15 protein-coding genes are annotated in these 12747 nt (G+C 64.1%); 6 read left to right on the plus strand and 9 right to left on the minus strand.

The genetic code is table 11. The annotated features are described in order from the left end of the window. Positions 1-26: 26 nt before the first annotated feature. Positions 27-1097 (plus strand): lipocalin-like domain-containing protein, encoded by a 1071-nt coding sequence (locus CH305_RS00315; protein ID WP_230592551.1) that lies wholly within the window; start codon positions 27-29, stop codon positions 1095-1097. A gap of 148 nt (positions 1098-1245) precedes the next feature. Here CH305_RS00315 and CH305_RS28835 read toward each other — a convergent pair whose 3' ends face one another. Both CH305_RS28835 and CH305_RS00320 read right to left on the minus strand, forming a co-directional pair. After that, positions 1246-1392: a hypothetical protein gene (locus CH305_RS28835; RefSeq protein ID WP_179278124.1), complete on the minus strand. Its 147-nt coding sequence runs from the start codon at positions 1390-1392 to the stop codon at positions 1246-1248. Next, positions 1379-1651 (minus strand): hypothetical protein, encoded by a 273-nt coding sequence (locus tag CH305_RS00320; protein ID WP_094701933.1) that lies wholly within the window; start codon positions 1649-1651, stop codon positions 1379-1381. Before CH305_RS00320 ends, CH305_RS28835 begins: the two co-directional genes overlap by 14 nt. A 25-nt stretch (positions 1652-1676) precedes the next feature. On the opposite strand from CH305_RS00320, the gene CH305_RS00325 reads away from it, so the two are divergent. After that, complete coding sequence (locus CH305_RS00325; RefSeq protein WP_094701935.1) at positions 1677-1901, plus strand: hypothetical protein; 225 nt, start codon at positions 1677-1679, stop codon at positions 1899-1901. Between the two features lie 16 nt (positions 1902-1917). Here CH305_RS00325 and CH305_RS00330 read toward each other — a convergent pair whose 3' ends face one another. The 5 genes from CH305_RS00330 to CH305_RS00350 form a co-directional block, all read right to left on the minus strand. Beyond that, positions 1918-2856 (minus strand): TAXI family TRAP transporter solute-binding subunit, encoded by a 939-nt coding sequence (locus CH305_RS00330; RefSeq protein WP_094702077.1) that lies wholly within the window; start codon positions 2854-2856, stop codon positions 1918-1920. Positions 2857-2866: 10 nt separating this feature from the next. Then, positions 2867-4246 carry an MFS transporter gene (locus CH305_RS00335; protein WP_094702079.1) on the minus strand — a complete coding sequence of 460 codons (1380 nt, stop codon included), beginning with the start codon at positions 4244-4246 and terminating at the stop codon, positions 2867-2869. Positions 4247-4369: 123 nt separating this feature from the next. Then, on the minus strand, positions 4370-5770 hold the full coding sequence (locus tag CH305_RS00340; protein WP_256983413.1) for a HAMP domain-containing sensor histidine kinase: 1401 nt from the start codon (positions 5768-5770) through the stop codon (positions 4370-4372). A 1-nt stretch (position 5771) separates the two neighbouring features. Then, positions 5772-6431, minus strand: coding sequence for a response regulator transcription factor (locus CH305_RS00345; RefSeq protein ID WP_094702083.1), 660 nt, complete (start codon positions 6429-6431; stop codon positions 5772-5774). 21 nt (positions 6432-6452) lie between these two features. Next, positions 6453-7712 (minus strand): MFS transporter, encoded by a 1260-nt coding sequence (locus CH305_RS00350; RefSeq protein ID WP_179278125.1) that lies wholly within the window; start codon positions 7710-7712, stop codon positions 6453-6455. Between the two features lie 133 nt (positions 7713-7845). On the opposite strand from CH305_RS00350, the gene CH305_RS00355 reads away from it, so the two are divergent. From CH305_RS00355 to CH305_RS28840, 3 genes are all read left to right on the plus strand, one after another. Next, positions 7846-8400, plus strand: a complete 555-nt coding sequence (locus CH305_RS00355; RefSeq protein ID WP_094701939.1) for a helix-turn-helix domain-containing protein — start codon at positions 7846-7848, stop codon at positions 8398-8400. A gap of 63 nt (positions 8401-8463) precedes the next feature. Then, positions 8464-9753, plus strand: a complete 1290-nt coding sequence (locus tag CH305_RS00360) for a competence/damage-inducible protein A (RefSeq protein WP_094608189.1) — start codon at positions 8464-8466, stop codon at positions 9751-9753. Between the two features lie 73 nt (positions 9754-9826). Then, complete coding sequence (locus tag CH305_RS28840; protein ID WP_165430196.1) at positions 9827-9982, plus strand: hypothetical protein; 156 nt, start codon at positions 9827-9829, stop codon at positions 9980-9982. A 135-nt stretch (positions 9983-10117) separates the two neighbouring features. Here the strand turns inward: CH305_RS28840 and CH305_RS00365 are convergent, their stop codons facing one another. Beyond that, complete coding sequence (locus CH305_RS00365; protein WP_143545214.1) at positions 10118-11467, minus strand: alpha/beta hydrolase; 1350 nt, start codon at positions 11465-11467, stop codon at positions 10118-10120. Between the two features lie 68 nt (positions 11468-11535). Next, entirely contained in the window at positions 11536-12024 is a 489-nt protein-coding gene (locus CH305_RS00370; protein WP_094702085.1) for a nucleoside deaminase, read from the minus strand. Positions 12025-12167: 143 nt separating this feature from the next. Here CH305_RS00370 and CH305_RS00375 point away from each other — a divergent pair, with 143 nt between their 5' ends. Then, on the plus strand, positions 12168-12743 hold the full coding sequence (locus CH305_RS00375; RefSeq protein ID WP_094701943.1) for a GNAT family N-acetyltransferase: 576 nt from the start codon (positions 12168-12170) through the stop codon (positions 12741-12743). Positions 12744-12747: the final 4 nt, after the last annotated feature.

Consider the following 12747-nt stretch of genomic DNA (forward strand, 5'->3'; position numbering starts at 1 on the left):
CCAGCAAACGAAGCGGAGAACTAGAGATGACATCGACCGAAATCGTAGAGACCTGGAACGGCCCCGGCAGGACCGACGCCGCCCTGACCACAGTTCTGCCCAGACACAACGGTGCGCACCCCGTGCCGGGCAGCCGAACAGGCTTCGAGCACTGGTACTTCGATGCCCATCTCGACGACGGACACACCATCATCGGCTTCCTCAACCTGCGCCGGCCGGAGGAGCCGGCAATGGTGGCCAAGCCGAGCGTGGAGATCCTGATCTACGCACCGGATGGAACCCGCCGTCAGATCTTCAAGCGGTACTCGAAGAAGGAGTCCTCGGCGTCGATGTCTCAGTGCGATGTTCGGGTCGGCCCCAATCACGCCTGGGCCGAGTTTCCTCCGGACAGTCTGCCCATTCATCATCTGTCGCTCTCGGAAGAGGACGTCACGTTCGATCTACGGTTCCACAACGAGCTACCCAGCTGGATGCCCGGCGAGGGCGAAACCTTGTTCGGCGAAACCGATGTGTTCGGCTGGGTCGTCGCTGCTCCACGTGCACGTGTCGAGGGGTCGATCACGATCGGAGCAAGGACGAAAGCTGTGTCCGGCAGGGGATACGCCGACCACAACTGGGGTGCAGGCGATATGAAGAGCGTCATCGATCGCTGGCACTGGGGACGCCTGTACGACGACGACTACTCGCTGCTCTACGCACTGGTGAAGACGCAGGAACGCCTCGATGCGCATGAGAGCCGGCCGATGATGCTGGCGTACAAGGGCGAGGTCATTCTCAGCTCGGGTGAGGCGGAGGTCTCCGAAGGGCCGATGAAGTACAACGCGATTGCCAACCGCGAGTATCCGGAATGGCTGAAGATCGAGATCCCCGGCGTCGTCAAGTTGATACTCACCGTCGAGAACGTGGTGCACGCGCACGACCTACTGGACGACGTGCCGATCGCTGGGCACAAGGTGTTTCGCCCGCTGTTGTACCGACTCGTCGGCCATCCGGGCTACTTCCGATTCGATTCCACATTCGAGCTCACAGTGGTCCGAGACGGTGTCACCGATGTTCGCACGGGCAGAACCCTGCATGAACTCGTCGCCCTGAACTGATTCCACCACTGTCCCGGAAAGGCACTGCTGTGCAACATAGTTCGATTCGCTACCGCCGACTGTCACTGGCCACCGGGTTTGCCCTTCTGCTGAGTGTGGGGGTGACCCCCACCGCGGGCGCGGCAGAGCCGACCGACATCGGCGGGTTCTACGCCCGAGATTGCGTCGAAGTGTCGGCCATCGTCTCGGTGCCGCCGGCCAACGCCGACGCTGAACTGCCCGACGGGTACACCTCGTCGAGCTTCTTCGGACTTCCTGGAGGCCCTGGAGTACCCGGCAGTTCATCGTTGCTCATGGGTGTCGAGACATGCCAGAGCGGCACTATCGACGGGGTCCCCTTCGACGGACCGTTCGCCTTCGGCGAGCGAGTTCTGTCGGTCGACCGCCACGACGCCGCCTCGGGTTACCATTTCTATGCCGTCGAACAGGTGACCGACAACCGAAAGGTCTACGACCTGATGCACGGAGCCGGTTTCGACATCGCGTATCTGCCGGGAGTAGGCGCTACCGCCGACGCCGCCGGCGGGATCTCCGAGGGGGGGATCCGTCCGCATCGTCGATCAGGCACCACTGCCACAGTTGCCCTCGCCGCTCGACAAGGTCAGCATCTGGAACGAAGCCGGGAGCGGCACAAAGGTTCTGCGGCTGTCGGTACACCACCCGACGGCACAGGCCGGAGTCGGTCGAGTATCGGCCGATGCGGGTTCGGCGATGGCCTCGTTGATCGGTACCGAGGAGGCAACCGGGTTGGGCGCGATCAACAGATTCGATTTCGAGGCGCGAGTGGAGTCGATCGCGCGTTAGTCCACGTTGAGCCGGTTCACCCGTGCCGTCTTCGGTATTCCTGTTCGGCCCCGGGATGCAGGGGGATGCTGCCGGTCATGACGAGCGAGCGGGCGTCGAGGAATTGACTGCCGACCGCCTGCCCTGGAACCAGTGCGGACGATCGATCCAGCAGCACGCCCACCAGTTTCGAGACAACGGCGTCGGGCACCTCGGGGTGTGCCAGGAGCACGTTCGGAATCCCGACGGTCGTCACCTCGGGGTGCTCGCCGTACACGTTCGCCGGAACGAGCACCGCCTCGTAGGCAGTACCGAATTCGCGGCGCAGATCAGCGACGACGGCTCCCAGATCGAGCAAGCGGATCGCGACTCGAGGCTCGGCGAACGCCGGGGTCGGCAATCCACCCGCCCACATCACTGCGTCGATCTCGTTGTCGGCCAACGCATCCGATGCCGCGCTCATCGGCAACTGCACCTGCTCGACTGCAGCTGGCCCAGATACACCCACCGCGTCGAGGACACGTTGCGACACCATGGTCGCACCGGACCCCGCGGCTCCGATACTCACCCGGCGACCCCGCAGATCTCCTGCGGTCCGGATGGCGGAGTCCGCTCGTACCGCGACCTGAAAGTAGTTCTCGTACACGCACCCGACCGCCGCGAGAGCTGCACTCGGATGGCTGTACGCCGCGTCGATGAGAGTCAGCGCCAACTCGGCCCGTCCGGTGCCGAGGGCTTCGAGGTTGTCGATGGAGCCGGCCGACGTCAGCGGAACGATATCCGCAGCACCGGCGTCTGCGGCACCGTCGGCCAACAAGCCTGCGAACCCCCAGAAGAAGCCGCCGACCTCGCCGGCGGCGAGACGCAACTGGGTCGGCAACTCCGATGTGCACGCACCCAGCGCGGCAGCCGTCAAGGAAACAAGACCCGCCCGCAACGCCGTCCTCCGAGAGAACAACGCTGCGGGCGGATTCATGTCAGTCACCCTATGACGTGGTGGACTGCTCGAACGCTCGCCCCTGCTCCCGGTCCAGCACGGTCTCTGTCTTGTTCCGCAGAACGAAGATGTACACCAAGAGCGAGATGGCGATGACGATCGTGACGTAGAGGATGAACCAGCCGACGTGCCCGCCGTTCTTCGCGGCCTGGTAGATCAACGGGGCGGTACCGCCGAAGGCAGAGTTCGCGAGCGCGTATCCCAAACCGACGCCGAGGGCACGGATGTGCGAGGGAAACAGTTCGGCTTTGACGATCGCATTGATCGAGGTGTAACCGGTGAGAATGACGTAACCCACGCAGACCAGCGCCAAGGACTGCACCACCGACGTGGCGGACGGCAGATACGTGATGAGTACGTAGGTGTACAGCACCCCGCCGACGCCGAAGAAGACGAGCAGCGGCTTGCGACCGACCTTGTCACTGATCAACCCGCCGATGGGCTGCAGCAGCATGAGGAAAACCAGCCCGAACAGGTTGATCCACGTTCCGGTCATTCCGCGGTCCTCGTACGCCGCCTTGATCATCGAGGGTGCGTTGACGCTGTAGGTGTAGAACGCGATGGTGCCACCAGCGGTCACCATGAAGCAGACCAGCAGGGCGCGCCAATGCTTGGTGACCAGCTCTTTCATGGATCCCGAAGATCGATCGGCTCCGCTGCGCACGGCCTCGAGCTGATCCTTGGTCAGCGACTCGTCCATGCTGCGGCGCAGCCAGAAGACGACCACTGCGGCGACGCCACCGATGAAGAACGCGATCCGCCAACCGAAGTCCTCGATCTGTTCCCGCTCGAAGAAGACCTGCATCAGCAACAGCGTCACCTGCGCCAGAACGTGTCCGCCGATCAGCGTGACGTACTGGAACGAGGAGAAGAAACCGCGACGCTCACGGGTGGCGGCCTCGGACATGTAGGTGGCCGACGCCCCGTACTCACCGCCGGTGGCGAAGCCCTGCACCAGACGGCACAGGATGAGGATGACGGCGGCCCACACGCCGATGCTCTCCCGCCCGGGGGTGAACGCGATGACCATCGAGCAGGCCGCCATCATCGAGACACTGAACGTCAACGCGGCACGACGGCCTCGTCGGTCTGCGTAGCGTCCGAAGAACCACGAACCGACCGGACGCATCAGGAAGGTGACCGCGAAGATGCCGTAGACGTAGATCGTCGAGTTCTTGTCTGCCGAGTCGAAGAATTGGTTCTCGAAATAGGTCGCGAAGACGGTGTAGACGTAGACGTCGTACCACTCGACGAGGTTGCCCGACGACCCACGCAACGTGTTGTACACGGCGCGACGAGTGGCGGCGGGAGACGAGATGGGTGGGGTCGATCGCGGCGAACCGGTGATCGAAGTGGCCTCGTTGGCCATGCTCTGGTCCTTCCACATTCAGCGGGCGGTGGGCTGCCGGCTGGCAATCGGCAACCGAAGTCCCCCTACTGTGACGGCAAGCACAGCCCGAAACCAAGCTGTTTCACGATTCCTAACACTCCCTTAGGAAACGACCCTCGGTAGCCGAATCTCGACACGCAGTCCAGACGGTCGACGCGCCTCGACCCGGATGGATCCGCCCGCTCGCTCGGCGAGCGCACGGACGATGGACAGACCGAGGCCGGTTCCGTCCCCGCGAGCAGTCGACGCCCGAAAGAATCGATCGGCGACCTTCGGCAGCTCGTCGACAGGAACGCCGGGCCCGGTATCGGACACCCACATCGTGATGTCGGCGTCCGATGTCCGACGCCCGATCTCGATGTCCGAACCGGCCCCTGCGTACTTGGTTGCATTGCTCAAAAGGGCATCGAAGATTCGAGTCAGGTCGTCCCCGGGCATCGTCACTCGGCCGTCCTCCTCGGACTCCCACGTCGTGACGTGGACACTCATTCCTGCCGAAACCACTGCACTCGACCAGAACTCCACCCGATCCGCAATGACAGCGCCCGAGTCGCACCCCGTCGATCGGGTGCTGGACGGGGTTTCGGCGGCAGCGAGGACGAGCAGGTCTTCGACGACGGCACTGAGGCGGTCGACTTCGAGGGTGGTCCGACGGTGCGCTTCGGTCGCCGACTCGGGTACGCGCATTCCGAGCACATCGTTTCGAATTCTCAACGCAGCCAACGGGTTACGCAGCGCATGAGCAGTATCTGCCACCAACCTGCGCTGCGCAGCGGTTGCTGCCTCGACATCGTCGGCCATGGCGTCGAACGCCCGGGACAGTTCGCGTACTTCCGGTGGCCCATCGTATGCGGCCGGCTCCGGCGTCGGGGCCTCGCCGATCGGTAACCGATCGTGGAACTTGCCGCCGAACGAGTGAACGCGCGACGACAGTGCGGTCAGTGGCCGAACAACCCAGCGTGACAACGCAACAGCGATCACCGCCACCGTTGCGAGAATCAGGAGAGCTCCGCCGGCGATCACTATCCAGGCAGTACCGACATCCCGACGGGCGGAGGTAGTGGACGCCTCGAGGACCACCGCGCCGTCCACCTGAGTTCCCCCGCCGACCGGGGCAGTGATCAACGCCGTCGACTGCGACCACGGCGACAGACTCGACGGTAGGTCACCCCGCTGATTTCGCAACGCTCCCGCGATGGCCTGCTGGACGTCGGCGCGGTCGAAGTCCAGACCGGACAGTGCACGCGCCTGACCGTTGCGGTCGACGACGGCAATTCCCTCGTCGTACAAATTGCTGTAACGATCGACAGACTCCTGAAGGCGAGGAATCCCGGACCGGTCCTCTCGCGAACCCAGATCGGCGAAAAACGTTGCGGCGGCTGTCCTGTTCTCGGTGAATCTCTGGGCCCGCTCCCTGCCCACCAACACTGCCAACGGCACCGCCAACGCCAGCACGACGACAGTCGAGTAGATCATCAGCACCATCAGTACACGCAGGCGCACGTCAGCTGTCCCAGCGGTAGCCGAAGCCGCGGATGGTGACGATGGTGCCCGGCCGATCGAGCTTGGATCGCAAGGCCGTCATGTGCACATCCAGCGTCCGCGAAATCGCGACGTACGCGTCACCCCAGATGGCGTCCATCAACTGTTCCCGGCTCACCGCTTCGCCGCGTCGAGTCACCAGATGAGCCAGAAGGTCGAACTCCTTGGTGGTCAGTGCGATGTCTCGTCCGTCTACTTCGACCCCTCGTCTGATGAGGTCGACAACGATGTCGCCGAGCACCACCCTGTCTGCGCCGGCATCGCTCGCCGCGCGCCGACGACGCGCCGCGACCTCGAGCCTGGCATGCAACTCCCCCAACCGAGCCGGCTTGACCACGTAGTCGTCCGCGCCGGTGCGCAGAGCCCGCACCACCGACCGCTCGTCGTCGCGCGCGGTGAGCACCACCACCGGAACCGAACTCAGGGTCCGTAGCTTCCGAAGGACTTCGAGGCCATCCATGTCCGGTAGCCCGAGATCCAGTAGTACAACGTCCATCTCGTGATAGCCGAGTAACACGTCGGCACCGCGGCGCATGCGGACAGGCGTATGACCCACCTCGGTCAACGCGTCCACCAACGCATCACCGACTCCGTCGTCGTCTTCCACCACTGCAATACGCATCGAGATCAACATAGGCCACCATCAGGGTTGGACGAACGTCACCGGCGAATCTCGCCCGGCCATCCATCCGCACAGTGTCAGCGGAACCATGACCGCCAGTAATGCGAGTAGGGGCGCAGTCCACGAGCCGGTCGAGCTGTGGATCGCACCCGCCACGACGGGTCCCGCTGCGGCAACGAGGTAGCCGATCGATTGCGCCATGGTCGACAGGCTCGTTGCCGTCGCTGTATTCGGAGCTCGTAGATTGATCAGCGTCAGAGCGAGCGAAAGTTGCCCTCCCTGACCGAGTCCGAGCAGAATCGCCCACATTGGAGCCAGCTCGATACTGCCTGCCAGAACACCGATCAGTCCGACGACGGACAATGCGACGACAGCGATTGCGAGCACACTCTGCCGACGGATACGGGCGGCGAGTACGGGGACGGTCAGCGCCGTGGCGATGCTCGACACCGACAGCGCAGTCAGCAGCAGTCCCGCATTCTCGGCACTGAGCCCGCGATCCCGGTAGATCGTGGGGAGCCACGCAATCATCGAATACGCGAGCAGCGATTGCAGTCCCATGAATCCGGTGACAGCCCAGGCGACAGATGATCGCAGAACAGCGGTCTGCCACTTCGGTTCGGCAGATCGGTCCGTTGAGGTCGTCGTCCGGTCGACGTGGCGATACCGCCACGCGAGAAGTGCCATGGCCCCCAGCGCGGCGGCGGACGGTACGGCCCAGACCATGAGAGTCGTTCGCCAGTTGTGGAATACCGACGAGTCGATCGGAATCGTGGCTCCCGAGGCGATTCCTGCGCTGGCACTGACCAGTGCCGTGAACAAGCCCGTCATCAGTCCGATTCGGTGTGGGAAAAGAAGTCGGATCAACACCGGACCGAGAACGTTCGCAACTGCGATGCCCATCCCGGCGAGCAGAGTTCCGATTATCAGCGCCGGCCACAAAGGCGCGCCCCGCAGCGCTGTTCCGACGAGAATCAGCATCAGGCATCCGGTCAGCACGACGGGTACGGTCCATCGCCGAACCGTCCGAGTCGCGGCGACGGCAAAAACACCCAGGCACAGGACCGGCCCTGTGGTCAGTAGTGCGGCCGAACCGGACCCCAGAGCGTAGGACTGCCGAATTTCGGCGAGCACCGCCGACGCACTCCCGAACACCAAGCGCAGATCGAGGCCGAGCAGAACGATTGCTGCCACAGCGGCACCCGTTCCTACCACGGCGAGAGCAGTTCGACCGGAACCCTCCGGGCTGCCGGACGGATGTTCCGAGCCGGTATCGGTCACCGGTGCTCCCCTCCTCGAATTGCCATCGCCCGTGATCGACCATCGCAGGCGGGTGCCGACAAATCAACCCCATAGGCGATTTGTATGACCCACAGGGCAATATTCTGTTGTCGGTGTGCGTACCATTTCTTCCATGCCGGGCCATCCGAGTGACGAGAACTGGATCGGACGCAGGATCGCGAGTCTTCGGCGCGAACGGGGTTGGACACTGGCCGCCCTCGGGGAGCGGGTCGGCCTGTCGACCACGCAACTCTCGCGCATCGAGTCAGGGAGTCGGCAGTCGTCGGTGGGCACGTTGATCGAACTTGCACGCGTGTTCCAAGTGACGTTGAGCGAACTCGTCGCCGAGGAGCCGACTCTCGCGTTTCACCTGGTGAGAGCCGCAGAGCAGCGTCGCCACGGTTCTGCCAACGGAGCGATGACTCCCCTGTCCGGCAACTACCCCGGTATCGATGCCGTTCTGTTGACCATCCCGCCCGCCTCGGATGCCCCGACTGCCCACCACGCCGGCGAGGAATGGCTCTACATACTGGACGGCTCGGTGGAGGTCACCATCGGAAACGACAGTGTTCGACTCGAAACCGGAGATGCGCTGCACTTCCCGTCGCTCAACGCTCACTCCGTCCGCGCACTCGGCGACGAACCCGCGCGTGCACTGCTGGTGTCCACCACCTCGCGCACCCACTGACGTCATGCGACGAAGAGCGGCCACCGCAGCTCCGCTCGAACCCCGGGACAGTAAGGTCGAGGAATGACTGTGCGAGCGGGTGTAGTGGTCACAGGAACCGAAGTGCTGGCCGGTCGGGTTGCCGACCGAAACGGCCCGTGGGTAGCCCAGCAACTCCTCGAGCTGGGCGTCGACGTCGCACACATCACGATCTGTGGCGACCGACCCGATGACCTGACGGCACAACTGCGATTTCTCGCGGATCAGCGCGTCGATCTGATCGTCACCACCGGAGGCCTCGGTCCGACCGCCGACGATCTCACGGTGGCGACAGTCGCTGCGTTGTACGGCCGAGAAATGCACCTCGACGTTCAGCTCGAGAAGCGAATCTCCGAGATCGTCGAGCGGTGGCGCAGCCGGCTCAGCTCCGCGGTCGACTCCGAGCCGCTGAAGGCGGGAATTCGCAAGCAAGCCATGGTTCCCGAAGGTGCGCAATCTATTTCGCCAACCGGGACTGCGCCTGGCGTGGCGATATCAGCGAACGATTCTGGGACGCTTCCCGCAGTGCTGATCTTGCCCGGTCCTCCTCGCGAACTACAAGCGATGTGGACGGAGGCACTCGCGTGCGCGCCCATAGCCCAGGTCTTGTCTCGGCGCGCGCAGATCCGCCAGGACACCATTCGCGCATACAGGCTGTCCGAAGCCGATCTCGCCGCAACATTGCGGACGGCAGAACGTGCCATCCCAGGATTCGACGCACTCGAAATCACCACCTGCTTGAGTCTCGGTGAGCTCGAGATGGTGACCCGCTATGCGGAATCGGCAGCAACCGCATACTCCGACCTCGTCGGCCTCATCGACGAACACCATGGTGCACAAGTCTTCTCGACCGACGGATCCACCATCGACGACATCGTGGCCGACCGACTGACCGGCCGAACAATCGCCACTGCGGAATCCTGCACCGGAGGCATGATCGCGGCCCGGCTCACCGACCGCGCAGGCTCGTCTGCGTATGTGATCGGCGCTGTGGTGTCGTACGCGAACGAAGCGAAGATCGGCCTGCTCGACGTTCCCGCGGAGACCATCGAACAACACGGAGCCGTCAGCGAACCGGTCGCGGCTTCGATGGCAGAGGGCGCACGGACCCGACTGGGCGTCGACATCGCTGTATCCACCAGCGGAATCGCAGGACCGGGCGGCGGCACGGAACTCAAACCGGTCGGCACCGTCTGCTTCGCCATTGCCGCTGTCGGCCGACCGACCTCGACCCGCACGCTTCATCTCCCCGGCGACCGGGCAAGTGTGCGTGCGCTGTCCACCACGGCAGCGATGCACATGCTCGCCGACGCGTTGAAGCCTGACCGGGTGTAGTTCTGTGTCCAGCGGGGCACTCCCAGGAGGTCCTGATACCGGCGACCGGTCGCCTCGACCACTAGGAGATTCCATGACGATGCCCAGCGATGCAAGCGAAGCAGTACCGTCCCACGGCAGCAATGACGGTCCGCGTGACCACACCGCCGAGACCGATGCAGTCGAAGGCGCGCACGTGGACGAAGAGAACGTGCCGCATCCTCCGACCGACGAGGCTCCCCAGAACTGAGCGGCCGCCCGAGGGCTACCGAGTGGTCGAGTGTCGATGTCACTGCTTCGACCCGGGCCGATCGCAAAGCTCACCGCAAGACCCCGTCCCGAAAAACTGATTGCACGCCTCCAGGATCCATCCCTCGGTGAAGGATCAGACGAAGTCTCGCAGGAACTCGATCCTGAGACGGTTGTAGTCATCGGTCCACTGCGAACTCACCGCCATGAATCCATGGTCGAGTCTCGCCTCGTTCTTGCTGTACAGGTTCAGGCGATTGGCGACGCCCACTCTGTTCAGCTTGGCGCTCAGTTCGGCTGCCTGGTCCGGGAAAGTGCCGGTGTTGCCGTCGGAGATGAAACTCGGCGGGAAGTCGGCTGTCGCGTTGTCCGTGACATTCGCCTGCGCCAGCAGCGCCGTGTCGGTGGTGTCCAGGTAGCTTCGGGCCGCGATGTCGAAAAAGAAACCGTTCGACGGGCTCGGTGATTGTGGTGTACCCGCTCTCCCGACGTCGAGGGCAGCGCTTTCGAACACGATCGCCTTCAAGGCATTTCGGTCCAGGTTCGGTTCGACGCCCAGTGCGCGCGCGTAATCGGGGTTGGTCTGCACAATGGCGTAATTGCCCACGATGTGGCCACCCGCGCTGGTTCCGGCGAGCACGACGCGACTCATGTCGAGTCCGTACCGGTCGGCGTTCGTGTCGAGAAAGCGCATGGCCTGGCCCAGTTGGGTTGTCTGCGTGGGAAAGCGGTACTGCGGCGCGAACGCGTAGTTCAGCGACACCACGTTGTAGCCGGCGTCGAGCATGGGGCCGGCCCAGGACGCACCGCCCGAATCTGTGCTGGGGGCACCGTCCGCTTTGTCTCCGACTATCCAGCCGCCACCGTGAACCGACACGTACGTGGGCCGGCTGATCGATGCATCGTTGTCCGCGATGTAGATGTCGAGAAACGAATTCGGTAGCGCCGAGCCGTATTCGACGTCGGTGGTGACACGGGCACCGTCGACCACCGTCGTCCTTGTCGGCGCGTCGGACTCGAAGGAGTTGCTCTGCCCCAACGCGTGCAGCGATCGAATCAGCGGTGCCGGACTGGCTGCGGTAGTTATCACCAGCGCGGAGACCACCACCGCACTCGCCGCAGCGAAACCGGCCGGTACGACGGCAACCGCCCTACGGGTACCGGCCCGACCCGAGGAGCTCACCGAACGGCCCGCCCAAGCCGACGCGAGCAGAAAGAATCCGAGTGCAATCGCCGCGGTCAAGCACAAGACCCACAGTGCGTGAAAGCCCGTCACCAGCCATGCGACCTGAGTGACGACGGCGGCAGCACCGAGCGAAGTGCCTACGGCTGCAGGCTTCCCGGCATCGGACGAGACGAGCCATATCGCCACCACTGCCATGGCGATGACCCACAATCCCACCGCGAGCTGCTGACGGATGAGAACGAACTCGAGCCACGCCAGTAGGACGCTGCCGCCACCGGTCGCTGCGAGCGCGGTTGTCATCGCACTCGTACGTTGCCTGTTGTCGATCTCGATGCCGTCCGGCACGGCCTTCCCCTCTTTGTCGCTCTCTACTGCGCAGACGCGTGACGTTGCCGGTGTAGTTCGCGAACAGCATCGCCGAACTCGGCGACCGGCCCGTCCACCACGATCCCCGGCACGATCTGTTCGATGGGCGACGGTGTGATCGCGAGTGGTGCAGCGCCGAATTCCTGGAGCCACGTGAGCAATTGAGCGGTGGACGTCGCGTACACGATGCGCCCGAGCCCGACTATTCCGTGACTCGCAGCGCACATCACACAATGCTCACCAGAGGTGTAGACCGTCGCCGCTCGACGCTGAACAGGGCTCAGATTGGTAGCGGCCCAACGTGACAGAGCGATCTCGGGGTGCTGGGTTGGATCGTTCCGGTCGCCCACCCGATTCCTGTCCTCGGCCAACACTTCCCCGCCCTTCGAGACGAGCACCGAGCCGAACGGATCGTTGCCCGTCCGCACCGCCTCCGCCGCCAAGTCCACAGCACGGACCAGGAACGTGCGGTCGCTCGAGGAAATACTCACAGCGCACCGCCGGGTGCATCGACGATCGAAGTGTCCACGCCACGACCGTACCGGGTCGAGACGCGGAAACTCCGGGCCGGTTCGTCCGGACACCGGGTGCTTGTTCCGGGGCAGCATCCATCGATGCTCGGTATGGTCGGCGGGTGAGCTTCTCGATACGGCCGGCCACGTCGTTCGCGGATCTGCGTGAAATCCTCGGCCCGAAGAACCCGACGTCCTCGGTCTGCTGGTGCCTGAGCCACCGAATCGATTCCGCGACCAACAGGGCACTCGTCGGCCCCGAACGCGCCGAGTACGTGAAGAAGCTGACCCGTCGAACAGTCGCGCCGGGGGTACTGGCCTACGACGCCGACGAGGTGGTCGGCTGGGCGGGGGTTGCACCGCGCTCGGAGTTGCCGTTCGCGCGGTCCAACAAGATTCCGCACGTCGACGATCTGCCGGTCTGGACGGTCTGGTGCTTCCGGGTCAGGGCCGGCCACCGAAAACGAGGAATCGCACACGCGTTGTTGGACGGTGCCGTTCGATTCGCGGACGACCATGGCGCCCCGGCGGTCGAGGGGTATCCGGTGGACAACGAGGGCCGAAAAGTCGATCTCACCATGGCATACGTGGGAACCCGCCGGCTGTTCGAGTCGGCGGGCTTCGACTTCGCCGTCGAAACAACGTCGGTGTCGGGTGGCTTCCCTCGGGTGATCATGCGAAAAGACCTGCGCCACTAGGGCA

The organism is Rhodococcus sp. 15-649-2-2 (assembly GCF_002258645.1).
Lineage (GTDB): Bacteria > Actinomycetota > Actinomycetes > Mycobacteriales > Mycobacteriaceae > Rhodococcoides.